Annotated in this window: 12 protein-coding genes; 1 reads left to right on the forward strand and 11 read right to left on the reverse strand. The window is 45.4% G+C overall.

The features are described from left to right. Positions 1-9: 9 nt before the first annotated feature. The 7 genes from ilvB to ACX0G7_RS15580 all read right to left on the reverse strand — a co-directional run bounded on the left by ilvB (position 10) and on the right by ACX0G7_RS15580 (position 9285). Entirely contained in the window at positions 10-1758 is a 1749-nt protein-coding gene (gene ilvB / locus ACX0G7_RS15550; protein ID WP_458924421.1) for a biosynthetic-type acetolactate synthase large subunit, read from the reverse strand. Positions 1759-1912: 154 nt separating this feature from the next. Further along, positions 1913-3598 (reverse strand): dihydroxy-acid dehydratase, encoded by a 1686-nt coding sequence (gene ilvD / locus ACX0G7_RS15555; protein ID WP_458924422.1) that lies wholly within the window; start codon positions 3596-3598, stop codon positions 1913-1915. A gap of 64 nt (positions 3599-3662) precedes the next feature. Then, positions 3663-4586 (reverse strand): branched-chain-amino-acid transaminase, encoded by a 924-nt coding sequence (gene ilvE / locus ACX0G7_RS15560; protein ID WP_458924423.1) that lies wholly within the window; start codon positions 4584-4586, stop codon positions 3663-3665. Positions 4587-4890: 304 nt separating this feature from the next. Beyond that, a complete protein-coding gene (leuB, locus tag ACX0G7_RS15565) occupies positions 4891-6006 on the reverse strand; it encodes a 3-isopropylmalate dehydrogenase (RefSeq protein ID WP_458924424.1) in 1116 nt (371 codons plus the stop codon). Positions 6007-6012: 6 nt separating this feature from the next. Next, positions 6013-6654 carry a 3-isopropylmalate dehydratase small subunit gene (leuD, locus tag ACX0G7_RS15570; RefSeq protein ID WP_458924425.1) on the reverse strand — a complete coding sequence of 214 codons (642 nt, stop codon included), beginning with the start codon at positions 6652-6654 and terminating at the stop codon, positions 6013-6015. A gap of 15 nt (positions 6655-6669) precedes the next feature. Continuing rightward, the gene (gene leuC, locus ACX0G7_RS15575; protein ID WP_458924426.1) at positions 6670-8085 is read right to left on the reverse strand and encodes a 3-isopropylmalate dehydratase large subunit; all 1416 of its coding nucleotides are present in this window, start codon (positions 8083-8085) and stop codon (positions 6670-6672) included. A 33-nt stretch (positions 8086-8118) separates the two neighbouring features. Next, positions 8119-9285, reverse strand: a complete 1167-nt coding sequence (locus ACX0G7_RS15580) for a 2-isopropylmalate synthase (protein WP_458924427.1) — start codon at positions 9283-9285, stop codon at positions 8119-8121. 208 nt (positions 9286-9493) lie between these two features. Here ACX0G7_RS15580 and ACX0G7_RS15585 point away from each other — a divergent pair, with 208 nt between their 5' ends. Then, a complete protein-coding gene (locus tag ACX0G7_RS15585; RefSeq protein ID WP_458924428.1) occupies positions 9494-11080 on the forward strand; it encodes a hypothetical protein in 1587 nt (528 codons plus the stop codon). Here the strand turns inward: ACX0G7_RS15585 and ACX0G7_RS15590 are convergent. From ACX0G7_RS15590 to ACX0G7_RS15605, 4 genes are all read right to left on the reverse strand, one after another. After that, positions 11056-12207, reverse strand: coding sequence for a ThiF family adenylyltransferase (locus ACX0G7_RS15590; RefSeq protein WP_458924429.1), 1152 nt, complete (start codon positions 12205-12207; stop codon positions 11056-11058). The genes ACX0G7_RS15585 and ACX0G7_RS15590 overlap by 25 nt on opposite strands. Positions 12208-12248: 41 nt before the next feature. Then, positions 12249-12650 (reverse strand): hypothetical protein, encoded by a 402-nt coding sequence (locus tag ACX0G7_RS15595; protein WP_458924430.1) that lies wholly within the window; start codon positions 12648-12650, stop codon positions 12249-12251. 51 nt (positions 12651-12701) lie between these two features. Continuing rightward, positions 12702-14201 (reverse strand): efflux transporter outer membrane subunit, encoded by a 1500-nt coding sequence (locus tag ACX0G7_RS15600; RefSeq protein ID WP_458924431.1) that lies wholly within the window; start codon positions 14199-14201, stop codon positions 12702-12704. A 45-nt stretch (positions 14202-14246) separates the two neighbouring features. After that, positions 14247-17271, reverse strand: a 3025-nt coding sequence (locus tag ACX0G7_RS15605; RefSeq protein WP_458924432.1) for an efflux RND transporter permease subunit, incomplete at its 5' end; no start/stop codon positions are given.

The following is a 17271-nucleotide window of genomic DNA, read 5'->3' on the forward strand; positions in this document are numbered from 1 at the left end:
CAAAAGCTTTTACTTCAACCGGATCTCGGCAACGCTGCAGCCCTGCGGCACCATCGGGAATACATTATTTTCTTTTCCAACCATCACCTCAAGCAAGTACGATCCATCGTGATCCAACATTGTTTTCAAAGCATCTTTCAACTTCGCTCTTTCAGTCACCTTATTACCCTCGATATAATATCCTTTAGCAACGGCCACGAAGTCGGGACTGGTAATGTCAACAAAGGAATATCTCTTATCATGGAACAGCTGCTGCCATTGACGAACCATCCCCAGGAACTCATTATTCAAGATCAGGATCTTCACATTAACCTTGCTTTGCATGATCGTTCCCAACTCCTGGATAGTCATCTGGAAACCACCATCACCAATAATTGCGACCACTGTGCGGTCCTGGTCCCCAAACTTTGCACCTATTGCGGCAGGTAAAGCAAAGCCCATGGTTCCCAGACCACCGCTGGTTATGTTACTTTTTGTCTGGTTGAATTTTGCGTAACGACAGGCAACCATCTGGTGCTGGCCCACATCAGTCACAATGATTGCATTGCCTAACGTTAATTCGTTAAGTGCTTTTATCACCTCACCCATCGACAGGATTTCCGAAGTCGGATTCATTTCCGGAATAATGCACAGTTCCTGCTCCTGTTCTTCAAATTCACGGAACTTTTGTAACCAGGCTGGATAAACTTTTTGTTCAACCAGTTCGGTCAGCATGGGTAAGGTTTCCTTACAATCTCCCCACACTCCCACCGTTGCTTTTACATTTTTGTCTATCTCGGCAGGATCGATATCCAGGTGGATCACTTTTGCCTGTTTGGCATATTTGTCGAGACGTCCGGTTACCCTGTCGTCAAAGCGCATTCCTATCGCGATGAGTACATCACACTCATTGGTCAGCACATTGGGTCCATAATTCCCATGCATACCAAGCATTCCCACATTCAGCGGATGATCAGTTGGAATGGCACTTTCACCCAGTATTGTCCAGGCAGAAGGGATCCCTGTTTTCTCAATAAATTTTGTGAATTCATGTTCAGCTTTGCCCAGGATTACGCCCTGGCCCCAGATCACAAACGGCTTCTGAGCTTCATTGATGAGCTTCGCTGCTTCTTCAATATATTTTTTCCGGATGATTGGTTTTGGACGATAACTCCGGATATGATTGCATATTTCATAACCAGCATAATCAAACTTCTGCAGCTGTGCGTTTTTCGTGATATCAATTAATACCGGACCCGGTCTGCCGCTGCGTGCAATGTAAAAAGCCTTGGCAAGTGTCGCAGGAATTTCCGAAGCATCGGTCACCTGGTAGTTCCATTTGGTAACCGGTGTGGTAATATTGATAACATCAGTTTCCTGGAAAGCATCAGTACCCAACAGGTGAGCAAATACCTGCCCGGTGATACATACGAGCGGAGTACTGTCAATCATGGCATCTGCGAGACCCGTTACCAGGTTCGTTGCACCAGGACCACTGGTAGCAAACACAACACCCACTTTGCCGGAACTGCGGGCAAAGCCCTGGGCCGCGTGAATAGCGCCCTGTTCGTGCCTGACAAGTATGTGTTTTATCCTTTCCTGGTAGTCATACAACGCATCATAAATTGGCATGATGGCGCCACCGGGGTAGCCAAAAATGATATCAGAGCCCTCTGTAAGCAAAGCGTCAAGCACGGCGACGGAGCCACTCACAGATTCAACACTTTTCGTCGTGGTTTTCTTTACTTCTGGTTTGGGTGTGATTTCGATTGTACTCATAAATGATTTTTATTAATTGACGACTTAATTTAGTGATGAGTGATGAGTTATGAGATATGAATTAGTTTTTGAGTTAGTTATGAACGCTTAAGATATGTGTGATGTTTATTTTGTACAACTCATAACTCACAACTCATAACTCACAACTCATAACTCACAACTCATCCGTAACACATCCTTCCGCCGCATTCTTGACGCTGAGGGCGTATTTATATAACAGTCCTTTTTTTACTTTAAGCTCCGGCTTCTTCCACGCCTTCTTACGTTCAGCTATAACCGAATCCGGTACTTTCAGGTGAATAGTATTATTTATCGCATCGAGTTCAATAATATCGCCATCTTCAACAAAACCGATAAGTCCACCTTCATAAGCCTCAGGTGTAATATGGCCCACTACAAAACCATGTGTACCTCCGCTGAAACGGCCATCAGTAATCAAAGCAACGCTTTTTCCAAGCCCTGCACCAATGAGCGCAGATGTGGGTTTCAGCATTTCAGGCATACCGGGCGCCCCTTTGGGTCCCTCATTTTTTATAACGACCACATCGCCTGGCTGCACCCGGCCCGAACTGATACCTGATATGAGCATCTGCTCGCCGTCAAACACACGCGCAGGACCGCTGAACTTCTCACCTTCTTTACCGGTGATCTTAGCCACACTACCGCCTTCGGCAAGGTTGCCATACAATATCTGCAGGTGGCCGGTTGGTTTGATCGGGTGCTCGAGGGGATATAATATTTTCTGAGTTTCAAAGTTAATAGGTGCAATGTCCGCCAGGTTTTCCTTCAGGGTTTTACCGGTAACGGTAAGGCAGTCTCCATGCAGCAACCCCTGGTCAAGCAGGTAACGCATTACTGCCGGAACGCCACCATGTTCATGGAGATCCTGCATAAGGTATTTTCCACTTGGTTTAAGGTCAGCAAGCACTGGTATCCTGTTGCTGATGGCCTGGAAATCATCCTGGGTTACGGATAATCCAACTGATTTCGCAATGGCAATAAAATGAAGAACCGCATTGGTTGATCCGCCAAGCACCATGATAACAGTCATCGCATTTTCAAATGCTTCGCGGGTCATGATATCTGATGGCTTGATGTCTTTTTCCAGCAGTATCCTGATCGCCTTACCTGCATCGCGGCACTCCTGCTGTTTTTCTTCGCTTAATGCGGGGTTTGATGACGAGTAAGGAAGGCTCATACCCAGCGCCTCAATAGCGGAAGCCATCGTGTTAGCAGTGTACATGCCACCGCATGCGCCAGCCCCGGGACAGGTGTGTTTTATAATTCCCCTGAAATCCTCAACACTAAGGTTACCGGCTATCTTTTGACCAAGTGCTTCAAAGGCAGAAACAATGTTCAGATCCTGTCCTTTATAGTGTCCCGGTGCAATAGTGCCACCATAAACCATAATGGAAGGTCTGTTCAGGCGACCCATCGCCATGATTGAACCAGGCATGTTTTTATCACAGCCGGGCACGGTTATCACCGCATCATAATACTGTGCACCACAAACGGCTTCAATGCTGTCAGCAATAAGATCGCGGCTAACCAGTGAATAACGCATACCATCGGTACCGTTACTCATTCCATCGCTCACGCCAATTGTATGAAAGGTCAATCCCACCAGGTCATTCTCCCAAACCCCCTTTTTGATAACAGAGGCAAGCTCGTTCAAATGCATGTTGCAGGTGTTGCCATCATAACCCATGCTCGCAATACCCACCTGCGCTTTGTTCATATCAGCGTCTGTGAGGCCAATACCATACAACATGGCTTGAGCCGCAGGCTGTGTTTCATCCTGGGTAAATGTCTTCGAATATTTGTTTAACTCTTTGTTCATCCTGATTTTTTCTGCGGTTCGTTTGCCGGTTTATGGTAATGTCAGTCTTATGTTATGAGGAAGGCTACACCAGTTGCCCAAGTTTATTTATTGGCTCGATGTCGGCCAGTACCGCCCTTTCAATAACCCTATTTTTATATGCAAGCTGGATCTGCCTGCTCAACGTGTCGTTCCACTCTTTGTTGAACGGAATTCCATCAATGGACTCCCAGCCTATAACTTCAGCAGCTGTACCACAGAAAAATGCAGCGTCGGCTCCTTTGATCGCCTCGGTCGTAAAGAACGTTTCTTCGACCACTATACCTGCCTCGCGACAAATGTCGAGCACCGTTGAACGGGTGATACCAGGAAGGATATTACCCAACGCAGGGGTAAAGATCTTTCCGTCCTTCTCATAAAACATATTCGCACCCGGACCTTCAGCAACAAAACCATTCATATCAGACAACAGTGCTTCGTCGTAACCGGCCGCCTTGGCTTCCTGGCTGGCCAGGATTGAGTTTACATAGTGGCCGGTACCTTTTGCATGGATCTTAAAGCCCCTGGGATTAGGACGCTGAAAGGATGAGGTCATCACTTTCAACAAACTGTTGCCAAGGAATGGTTCCATCTTCCAGACCGCTATCATGAGATACGATTCTGTATTCCTGTTGAAACTCATATTCGCCGGGCAATAGATCAGCGGCCTGATATATGCATCCTGCAGAGCGTTCATCCTTAGCAGTTCATAAGTTGCACTGATCAGCGTGTCAGCCTCGTATTCATATGGCAGATTCAGGGCAAGTGCTGATTGTTTCAGTCGTTCATAATGTTCTTCAGCTTTGAAGATCTTTGTTTCTCCACTTACTGTGCGGTAAGAACGAATCCCTTCAAATACGCCGTACCCGTAATGCAGGGTCTGACCAAACAAATCTACCTTTGCTTCTGCTGCCCGGACGAAACTTCCGTTCAGATAAATCAGTGTATTCTCATTATAATAACCAGCCATAGTGTAACTATTTTTGACAAGCGGTGAAAAAAAAGCGACCCGCCTTTTTGGAGGCGGGTCGCTTTGTATCTTTTAATTTTTTGTATTTATACGATAGCTCCTCCTCCGTTAAATGCAGGTATAATAATGACGACCACAATAAGGACTGTGATTAGTTTTACAACAATATTATTTTTCCTGGTATTCAACATCGTGAGGTGTATACCACGAATATACGAACCGCCCCTAAAAAAACAAAGAACTTAGTAAAGAAAGTTATGAGTGGTGAATTATGAGTTATGAGTAACTCAGCACTTAACTGCCTTTAGATTATTGTGGAGTTTCTCAACTCTATATTGGATTTGCTGACTCCGTCTGGTGTACGCTTGGTCACAAAATCACTTACCAGTTCACCGATCGTTGTGGTGGAATAGAAGTTTGTTGAGTCGATATCACGGGTAACAAATCCGTTTACCAATGTCCATTCCACTGCTTCTCTTACCAGCGCCGCCTCTGTACCGAGACCAAAATGATCCAGCAACATTGCTGCTGAAAGTATTGATCCAAGTGGGTTTGCGATGTCTTTACCTGTGGCCTGCGGGTAAGAACCGTGGATGGGTTCGAAAAGAGCAGCACCTTTACCAATAGACGCCGATGGCAATAAACCCAGTGAACCTGTGATCACACTGGCCTCATCGCTGATAATATCACCAAACATGTTTTCGGTCAGGATAACATCAAACTGTTTTGGGTTCAGGATAATCTGCATGGCAGCATTGTCAACAAACAGGAAATCAACAGCTACATCAGCATATGCCGGTGCCATGTCCTGGATAACTTTGCGCCATAACCGGGAAGTTTCCAGCACATTGGCTTTATCTACCAGTGTAAGCTTTTTCCTTCTTTTCTGCGCATGTTGAAAAGCAAGATGAGACACGCGTTCGATCTCTTCCTTAGTATAAGTACAGTCGTCAGTAGCGACTGTTTTTTCTTCGTTGATCTCTTTTTTTCCGAAATAAATACCTCCTGTCAGTTCGCGATAGATCACAAAATCAACACCCTCGATATTTTTGGTTTTTAAGGGTGATAGATGATGCAGCGCGGTGTAGGTGTTGACCGGCCTGATATTGGCAAACAACTGTAATGACTTCCTGAGCTTCAGCAACCCCTGTTCAGGCCTTACTTTAGCTGTAGGATCATTATCATACTTCGGATGCCCGATCGCACCAAATAAAATAGCATCACTGCTTAAAGCGGCTTCAATCGTTTCATCTGGCAGCGGATTGCCGGTTTTATCGATGGCATCAGCGCCCATGAGGCAATACTTATAATTAAACTGGTGGTGAAATTGCTCGGCAACTGCGTTCAACACACGGATTGCCTGCCGGGTAACTTCCGGACCAATACCATCGCCTTCAATAACTACAATCTGTTTATTCATATGGTTTCATTTCTGACTCGTGACTAATGCTGTTTCTTCTTTTTCACTATCTGGTGTTCCCTTGTGCTTCCGTTCAAATGCAAGGATCGCGTCGCGGTTGCTTAACAGGTAATCAATATCATCATACCCGTTCAGCATGCAGGTCTTTTTGTAATCGTTGATATAGAAACTTTCCGTATCGCCGGTTTTATCGATGGTGATAGTCTGATCCGCAAGACTCACATTAACAGTAGAAGCAGGATCAGCTTTCACTACCGCAAAGATCTTCTGCAGGAATTCATCGGAAACCTGCACAGGCAACAGGAAATTGTTCAGGGCGTTGCTTTTGAATATGTCAGCAAAAAAACTGCTGACCACTACATCAAAACCATAGTCTTTGATTGCCCAGGCCGCATGTTCACGGCTTGATCCTGAACCAAAATTCTTGCCGGCAACCATGATCTTGCCTTTATAAGTCGGATCGTTAAGCACAAAATCCGGCTTTGGTTGATTGTTATTATCATAGCGCCAGTCGCGGAAAAGATTATCTCCGAAACCTGCCCTGCTGGTCGCTTTAAGGAAGCGGGCAGGAATGATCTGATCGGTATCTACGTTCTCTATTTCTACCGGTACAACTGTTGAATGAATGATATTTATGCTTTTGCCCATCGTTTGGATCTTGTGTTAGTTTTCTAATAACTCTCTTACATCACTTACAACCCCTGTTATCGCTGCAGCTGCGGCAGTGAGTGGGCTGGCCAGTAGGGTTCTTGCATTCGGACCCTGGCGCCCTTCAAAATTCCGGTTTGAAGTAGAGATGCAATATTTACCTGCTGGTATCTTGTCTTCATTCATACCAAGACATGCCGAGCAACCTGGTTGTCTCAGTTTGAAGCCGGCTTCTTCAAGTACCTTATCAATTCCTTCTTCGATTGCCTGCTTTTCTACCTGTTTGGACCCAGGTACTACCCAAACTTCAACACCGTCTGCTTTATGTTTACCTTTTATAAAAGAGGCAACCAGGCGAAGGTCCTCGATACGTGCGTTCGTACAGCTGCCAATAAATACGTAGTCTACTTTCTGACCCTTGATTCTGGCCCCGGGCTGAAGACCCATGTAGTTAAGAGACTTTATGAATGACAGTCTTTCAGATTCATCCATTTCATTTTCAGTAGGAATCATTCCACTAACGCTCATGCCCATCCCAGGATTTGTACCATAGGTAATCATTGGGTCTATATCTGAACCCTGGATATTGATCTCCTTATCAAATACCGCATCTTCGTCACTGTATAATTCTTTCCAGTACTCCATCCGGTTATCCCACTGTGGGTTATCGCCAACAGACGAAGGGGCGAACAATCGTCCCTTCATATAATCAAAAGTAGTCTGATCAGGTGCAATCATACCTCCGCGGGCTCCCATCTCGATACTCATATTACAGATGGTCATCCGGGCCTCCATTGACAGGCTGCGGATAGCTGAACCTGCAAATTCTACAAAGTAACCAGTGGCACCACTGGCAGAGATTTTTGCTATGATATAAAGGATGATGTCTTTGGAAACGACGCCTTTATTTAACTCGCCATCTACATTGATACGCATCAGCTTCGGTTTGCTTTGAAGCAAACATTGTGTTGCCATTACCATTTCCACCTCACTGGTACCGATGCCGAATGCAATGGCACCGAAAGCACCGTGTGTGCTAGTGTGACTATCGCCACAAACGATGGTCATACCCGGTTGTGTAATGCCAAGTTCAGGCCCTATAATATGAACAATGCCCTGGAACGGATGTCCAAGGCCATACAATTCGATGTCATGATTCTTACAATTCTCGATTAACTGCTGCACCTGTTTCCGCGATAACTCGTCTTTGATCGGCAGATGTTGATTTTCTGTCGGAACATTATGATCAGCGGTTGCTACTATCTGTTGTGGACGAAAAACCTTGAGCCCACGCTTCTCCAGGCCATTAAATGCCTGTGGTGATGTTACCTCGTGTATAAAATGCTTATCGATATAAAGAACACTGGGGCCGTCAGGAATTGACTGCACTACGTGTTTGTCCCAGATCTTTTCAAATAGTGTTTTGCCCATATGGTGGTTTTAAGCAAGTTGTTTTTGCGATGACTAAGCCGATACAACGGGTTGATAAGCTGAAGCCATTTCTTTCAGATCTGCATCTTCCACTTCCCGCTTGTTGTCGGCTACAATTAAGAATTCATTGTACAATACATCAATATCGTTGCGTGTGAACTGGAACCCAAGTACATGAAACCGGTGTGCAAGTGCAGAGCGACCACTTCTCGCGGTTAACACAATTTTGGAACCTGCCGCACCAACGTCTTCAGGATTGATGATCTCATAGGTTGTTGAGTCTTTCAGGAAACCATCCTGGTGGATACCCGAACTATGCGAAAATGCATTTGCCCCTACTATTGCTTTATTGGGTTGAACAGGCATGCGCATGGTCTCCGAAACCAGGCGGCTCATAGGGTTCAGTTTATTCGCTTTTATGTCTGTGTAGAAGCCCAGGCTCTGGTGTTGCTTTATCACCATTACCACTTCTTCAAGCGAAGTGTTCCCCGCTCTTTCGCCAAGGCCGTTGATGGTGCACTCGATCTGCCTTGCCCCTGCCATTACTCCCGCAATGGAATTAGCCGTAGCCAGGCCAAGATCATTGTGACAATGACAGCTGATTATCGCTTTATCAATATTCGACACATGATTTTTGAGATATGCGATTTTTTCACCATACTGGTGAGGGAGGCAGTACCCCGTAGTATCCGGTATATTCACAGTGGTGGCACCGGCAGCTATAACTGCTTCAATTACGCGGGCAAGGTATTCGTTTTCGGTGCGACCGGCATCTTCGGCGTAGAACTCAACATCGTCAGTATAATTTTTTGCCCACTTCACACATTGAATGGCTCTCTGGAGGATATCTTCCCGGTTGGAATTGAATTTCGATTTTATATGGAAATCTGAAGTTCCGATGCCGGTATGGATCCTTGGCCTTTTGGCATTTTTCAGCGACTCACCAGCTACCTCAATGTCTTTCTGGACAGCCCGGCTCAGGGCACAGACGGTAGCATTGCTTATAACCTTAGAGATATCGCTAACGCTTTGAAAATCACCGGGTGAAGAGATAGGGAAACCCGCTTCGATAATGTCCACGCCGAGGTCCTCAAGGGCGAGCGCAAGCTCAATCTTTTCTTTGGCATTTAACTTACAACCCGGCACCTGTTCTCCGTCCCGGAGCGTTGTATCAAAGATGAATATTTTCTGTTCGGCCATAAAAAAAGGGATTGAATTTTTTGTCAAAAAAAGCGGTCGGTTGTTTATTTTTGTATCGAAATCAACCAGTTATGAACCAACAACTTTCGAAATTACCCTAATTTAAAGTCGAAAGGAAATCAAAATAAAGGTCAGATTACAGGGTTGAAGGATAATTGAACTCGCTGAAACATACTGCAGTAGAGGATTCTAACGTTTTTTATATACGATGCCCAACAGATCTACAGATGCGCTGTTTCAGCTTATAAAATCTCTGGAAAAGTCAGAGAAGAGGAATTTTAAGCTCTACGTCAACCGCCACTCTGCGGGGGAGGATCTTAAGATCGTGCAGTTATTCGATGCACTTGATAAGATGGACGAATATGACGAAACGGTATTGCTTCAACGGAACAAAACCATAAGGAAACAGCAGCTTTCCAACATGAAAGCGCATCTCTACCGCCAGATACTTAGCAGTCTAAGGCTCATTAAACAAGACGATAACGTTGATATTCAACTACATGAGCAAATGGATCACGCCCGGATCCTCTACAATAAAGGGTTATACCTCCAAAGTCTCAAGGTGCTTGACCGGATGAAGGAATTTGCCAGGAATCATCATCAGCTGACTTACCTCCAGCAGGCTTTGTTTTTCGAGAAAAAGATAGAAACGCTGCATATCACCCGCAGCATGCAGGACCGGGCGGACAAATTAACTGCCCAATCAAACGAAGTAAACACCCGTTTGGTCCTGGTTACGGTTCTTTCGAACCTCTCGCTCCAGTTATACAGCTGGTACATCAAAAATGGCCTCGCCCGCAACGAAAAAGATGAGCAGGCCATTCAATTGTTTTTTGACACTCACCTGCCTCAAAACGTGGCTGAGGCCAGGGGTTTTTATGAGAAACTTTATCTGTACCAGAGTTATTGCTGGTACGCGTTTATCCGGCAGGACTTCCTGATGTATTACCGGTACACGAGTCGCTGGGTTGAGCTGTTCGGTAAGGATCCATTTATGATTGAAGTCGAGACGGCACATTATATCAAGGGAATGCACAACCTGCTGAGTGCACATTTTGATTTACAGAATTATAAGAAGTTCAATGAAGTACTTCAGCGCTTCGAAGATTTTTCACAGAGTGACATCGTAAGTCACAATTACAACAACCGTATTCAAACTTTTGTATATCTGCACATCTCCAAGCTGAACAAACACTTCATGGAAGGCACATTCAGCGAAGGTGTCAAACTGGTGCCTTATATCGAAGAGAAGCTGAAGGAATATTATCTCTACCTGGACCGTCACCGGGTATTGGTGTTTTATTACAAGATCGCATCGCTTTATTTCGGCAGCGGTGACTACGAAACAACAGTGGATTATCTTAATAAGATCATTAACTGGAAAGTTGATCTTCGTACAGACCTGCAGTGTTATGCCCGGCTGCTTCACCTGATTGCGCATTATGAACTCGGCAATTTTGAGCTGCTTGAGTATCTCTTTAAGTCGGTTTACCGCTTTATGGCGAAAATGGAAAATCTGAGTCTTGTCGAGGAGTATATATTCAAGTTCCTGAGAAGAACTTTCAGTCTCTCACCCAGGCAATTGAAACCAGAATTTGAAAAGCTGCTTGAAAAATTGAAACAGCAGGAGAAGAGCAGGTTTGAAACCCGTGCATTTGCTTATCTCGATATTATTTCCTGGCTCGAAAGCAAGATTGATAATGTTCCCGTTCAGGACGTGATCCGCGCCAAGTACCTGAAAGAATCGAAAAGGAAAGCAGTAGAAACAACTCAGGAGCCAGGCGATCGCTCATGATTCAGATAGGCGTCCATCCCACCCTTTAGATTCGAGAGGTTCTTTTTGTCAAACCCGTATTTGCTGGTTAACAGCCTGATCGCTTTTACTGAACGGCTACCGGTTTTACAATGAAATATTAAGCGGGAATTTTTATCAAGCTGCTGCAACAATTCAACAGATCCATCCACCAGGCTTTCAAGTGGAATTAGTTTTCCCCCGATGTTCGCCTCATTGTATTCTGCTATTGTCCTGACATCAATCAGGCTGAATTCCTTTTTTTTCTCACCCAGTTGCAATAATTCATCTACTGTAATCTCATTGATGGGATCCGCGCCCGCGCAGAAAGCTTCATAGTCTATCAGTGTGGCGATCGTCGGATGTTCACCATTGAGTGGGTTATCTGCCCTGCGGTTCAGTGTAAATGTTTGACTACTCATCCCCAGGGAATCGAAATGAAAGATCTTTCCTGACAATGTTTTACCAATCCCGGCCGCTATTTTCAACACTTCGAGAGCCTGGATCGATCCGATTATTCCGGGTAAAATGCCCAGCACTCCTGCTTCACTACAGTCGGGAACTGATTCGGGTGACGGAGATACAGGAAAAAGGTCACGGTAGTTGGGGCCACGGCTTCCGTCACTGTTGAGGAGGTTGAAAACAGATACCTCTCCTTCAAACCTGAATACAGATCCGTATACCAATGGCTTGCCTGACAGAACCGCCGCATCATTGATAAGATAACGTGTTGGAAAATTATCAGAGCCATCAGCAATCAGATCATAATCTCTAATGATGTCAAGGGCATTTGCTGAACTGATTTTCTGATGGTGCGCAATAACATTTATATGAGGGTTCAACTGCCGTAATTTTTCCGCTGCTCTTACCGCCTTCGACTGCCCGGTGTCTGGGGTATCGAATAATATTTGTCTCTGGAGATTGCTGATGTCGACATAATCATCATCAACAATACCTATCGTTCCAACACCTGCAGCCGCCAGATAAAGCAATATCGGGCTGCCGAGACCTCCGGCGCCAATTACAAGAACCCTGGCCGCCTTCAGCTTCAGTTGTGCAGATTCCCCAAAGCCGCTGAGGCGAAGATGACGGGCGTACCTGGCATACTCGGTTTCAGTTAAAGAAAGCAATTGATTATGATTTTATGAGCTATGCCTGATGAATTAAGAGATCAGAAAAACTGAAAATTAACGATTTTGACCTGTTCGAATTCCAACTGTGCATTAAGTTTCCAGCAGCTGGTTATGATAGATACTTCGGGGCTTACCGAGATGATGATGTAGTGAAATCCTGGTTTCGCAATGCTTGCCTCCAACGGGTCCGGAACGGAAGATTTATTGGGATGAGAAACATACATGCCAAGAAGGGTCACCTGGTTTTCTTCGGCAATTCTTTCTGCGTTAAGTACATCAGCACCGGTCAGGGACACCATCCCCGAGCCGGTTACATGTGTAACCTGGAGCGTTCCATCCTGGTTAACTACCCCATAAAAAAATCCCCTGCATATGCCTGGATATGCAGCAACAGCATCACTGATCATCTGGTCGTTTGGCTTCGGAAGTATGGCTATCATATCAGGTGTATCAATTATTTTTTCTACCGGTAAAAAAATTGTTCCACTGGTTCAATTCCAACCACCGCCCAGTGAGCGATACAGGGCAATCTTGTTCTGATATTGCTCCTTTTGTATTTCATTTAATTCAATCTCCGCTTCAAGCAATACCTTTTGCGCCGCAATTATTTCAAGATAAGATGCTCTTCCCGCCAGGTACAGATCGCGCGAAGTACTTACGGCGTTTTGAAGAGCAACAACCTCCTGTTGCTTGAAGTTAAAGGCTTTGTTGAGATTTCCAATGGAGTTTAGATGTGTGAGCACTTCACTGTAAGCATTGATCACCTTTTTCCTATAGTCCTGGTAGGCCTCACGGTTTTCTGCTATAGAGATTTTGTAGGCCGCCCTGATTCTTTTTTGGTTGAAAATGGGGGCGGTAAGTCCTCCAACAACACCATAGGCCAAAGATGCGCCATTGAACAACATCGAAATACTGAAAGCATTAAGCCCGGCGAAAGGATTGATAGTAAGAGATGGGTAAAATGCTGCCCGCGCGGCATTAACGTCCGCGTTGGCAGCGAGAAGTTCCAGTTCAGCTGCCCTGATGTCCGGACGGCGCAACAACAATTGTGAAGGGAGCCCGGCCTCGAGTTCCTGGCTGATGGGCCCAAGCTTGTTAAGACTGTCCCTCAAGATAGAAGCAGGAAACCTTCCAAGCAAGTTGTTGAGATCCATTTCGGCCGCTACTATATCCTGCTTTACCCGGTAAGCCGCAGCTTTAGTAAAAAGCAGCTGGGCATTAAATTGCTGCACCGCAAGTTCTGTTGCGCGACCTGCTTCCTTCTGAACCTTAACTATTTCAAGCGCATTTTCCTGGAGGGCAATATTTTTTTGTATGATGCCCATCTCACTGTCGAGAGCCGCAAGGTTATAATAAAGTTTAGCGACCTCGGCGACGATTAACGTTTTTAAAAAAATCGCCGAGTGCTGCTCTTTCAGGTACCTGGCATTTGCTGCATTTTTCTGATTTTTTAGTTTACCCCACAAATCGATTTCCCAGGAGCTTCTGAGGCCGAGCAAAAATTCGGGTGTGGGATTTGGAATGCGTTGTTCTTTAGCAAGATTAGGTGACAGGTTCGTATCAAAATTTCCTACACCGTTGAGCGTATAGTCCCCAAATTTTTCCACACCAGCAGCTGCAACCGCATCAACTGTTGGATAGAATGCGCCTTTGCGGGCCATCAACATGGCGTTAGCCATTTCGATTCGTTGCATCGTGATCAACAGATCCGGATTATGGTTCAGGGCCAGGTCGATGAGGCTAGTTAATTTTTGATTGGAAAAAAAGTTTTTCCATGAGATGGATGCAATGCTGTTTGAATCAGCTGCCGTTTGCAGGGTGCTGTCTTTTAAATTATACTTCTCAGGTGTGGTTACTTTGTCACCTATAACCGGTTTTGAAATTTTGCATCCTGACAGGATCAGGACGATCATTACAATTGTCGGGATGTGAATTTTGTGTAAGTGTTGCGAAGTACTATTCTTAAAAAAATATCTATAAGTTTTGTTCATCGTTAGAATTTTTATCGGCCTTCAGTAATAAATGCTGAGGGTTTCTCAATTTGCTACAGGTGCAGTTACATCATGCGACAGTGACGGGGCTTTTGCTTTTTTGGGCTTGCGTTTATATTCTGACAGGGCCGCGAATATCACATATAGACCCGGCACCAGCAGCACCCCGAATAGCGTGCCCATCAGCATACCACCTGCAGCCGCTGTGCCTATGGATCTGTTACCCATGGCACCCGCGCCACTTGCGATACATAATGGGATCAGTCCTGCTACGAATGCGAAGGAAGTCATGAGTATCGGTCTTAATCTCGAAACAGCCGCCCCGAGAGCAGCTTCCAGAATAGGCAATCCCTGCGCACGCCGCTGAATGGCGAACTCAACGATGAGAATGGCATTTTTACCAAGCAAACCGATCAACATAACGAGTGCGACCTGTGCATAAATATTGTTTTCAAGACCTGCCAGTTTTAAAAACATGAAGGCACCAAACACACCGGTGGGTAATGAGAGTATAACGGCCAACGGTAGCAGAAAGCTTTCATACTGGGCACTAAGTAAGAGGTATACGAATACCAGCGAGATGAGAAAAATAAATACGGCCTGATCGCCCGAGAGTACCTGTTCGCGGGTCATCCCCGACCATTCGAAATCATAGCCTCGTGGCAGTTTTTCCTGTGCCGTTTTTGCAACCGCATCGATGGCATCACCGGTGCTGAAGCCTGGAGCTGCATCCCCGGTTATGAGCGCGGAAGGATACATGTTGTATCGAGTAATTTGTTCCGGTCCGAACACACGTTCAAGTTTCACAAAGGTGGAATACGGTACCATTTCACCGCGGGAATTTTTAACATGAAGTGCCAGTATATCTTCGGGCTTTGCGCGGTATTGAGGATAGGCCTGTATCATCACCTTGTACATCTGCCCGAACCTTATAAAATTGGTGGCATAGTAGCTACCGATAAGCGACTGTAATGTACTCATGGCATTATCTACCGATACTCCTTTTTTAGCAGCCATATCCTGGTCCACATGAATCAGGTACTGGGGGAAAGACGGATCGAAGCTGGTGAATGCTGAACCGATTTGCGGAGTTGCTTTCAGATCGTCAATAAATGCATTGGTAGTTACAGCAGTCTGATTGATATCCGAACTCCTGTTCTTATCCATTAATCTTAATTCGTACCCACTGGCATTTCCAAACCCTGGTACAGTTGGCGGAGGAAAGAATTCAATCTTTGCATCACTTATCTTTTTTGTTTTACGATTTAACGAGTCGATAAGATCAGCAACAGAAATATCTCTGTCATCCCAGGCTGCCATGTTTATCATCACCATCCCATAAGAGGCTCCCGATACTTCACTAACAAGACTGTATCCTGCAAGTGTGCTGACGTTTTCAACAACATCGAATTCCCTGGAGATTTTATCAATCTCATCAAGGACCTTTTCTGTTCTTTCAAGCGTTGATCCGGGCGGCGTTGCTACATCCGCATATATAATTCCCTGGTCTTCTCCCGGGATAAAGCCCGAGGGTAATACGCTGGCAACACCCCAGGTGGCAACACAAAACAATACCAGCAAACCAACGGTAACAAATTTTCTTTTTGCTACGAAGCCGGCAAGTTTCAGATAACCGCCCGCTGTTTTATCATAAGTTCTATTGAAACCACGATAAAACTTTTGAAGTAACCCCTTACGATTTGGATTGGGGTGCTTCAACATCAGGGCGCAAAGTGCAGGCGTGAGTGTAAGTGCGTTAATACCGGAGATCAGGATCGCGACGGCAAGCGTGAGTGAGAATTGCCGGTAAAATACTCCTACCGGGCCTGATAGAAACGCAACCGGGATAAACACAGCAGACATTACGAGGGTGATCACTATAATGGCCCCTGTTATTTCTTTCATTGCTGCAATCGTGGCATCCATCGGGCCCAGATGTTCTTCTGACATTTTCACATGCACTGCCTCCACAACCACGATTGCATTATCTACCACAATGCCTATTGCCAGAACAAGTGCAAATAAAGTAAGGAGGTTGATGGAAAAATTCATTGCCATCATGAACGCCAGCGTTCCAATCAAAGCAACCGGCACAGCCAATGCCGGTATAAGCGTAGAGCGAAAGTCCTGCAGGAAAATAAATACCACGACAAATACCAGCAGAAATGCTTCGATCAGGGTTTTTATAACTTCATTGATTGATGCATCGAGGAAACGTGAAACATCATAAGCAAAATTATATTTCATACCCGGGCTAAAAGTAGTCTGCTCGAGCTCAGCCATCTTTGCTTTAATGTTTTTGATAACTTCCTGGGCATTTGATCCGGGTCTTTGCTTGATCATTATTGAAGCAGAGGGCCTTCCGTCAGTTTTGGATGTCATATCATAACTGAAAGTTCCAAACTCCGTATCAGCAATATCTTTTAATCTCAGTATTGAGCCGTCCGCGTCTGCCCGCAACACAATATTTGAATACTGTTCAGGCGTATTAAACTTACCTGTGTACCTCAGTACATACTGGTTCGATTGGTGATCCTTTCCGGAATTTTCGCCTGCAACACCGGGCGCAGCTTCGATGTTCTGCTGACGTAACACGTCCACTACCTCCGTTGTCGAGATGTTATGTGCAAGCATGCGGTCAGGCTTCAGCCATACCCGCATGGCATAATCCCGGGCACCCATGATATCGACCAACCCAACTCCATCGATACGTTTTAACTCCTGGAGTATGTTGATGTCTGCAAAGTTGTAGATGAATTCTTCGTTTACATTTGGATCTTCAGAGTACACGTTCAGGTAAAGAAGCATACTGTTTACTTCCTTTTCTGCAGATACCCCGGCTTTGATAACCTCTTCGGGCAATTCATCCAGCACAGTGGTTACACGGTTCTGTACGTTAACTGCTGCGAGGTCCGGATCTGTTCCTACCTTAAAGAAAACCTGGATAAGTGTGTTCCCGTTATTACTCGAAGTGGAGGTCATATAGGTCATACCCGGCACCCCATTGATGGCACGTTCAAGGGGTATTGTTACTGCTTTGGCAGAAACATCAGCATTGGCACCGTTATAG

It is taken from the genome of Flavitalea antarctica, from assembly GCF_054461535.1.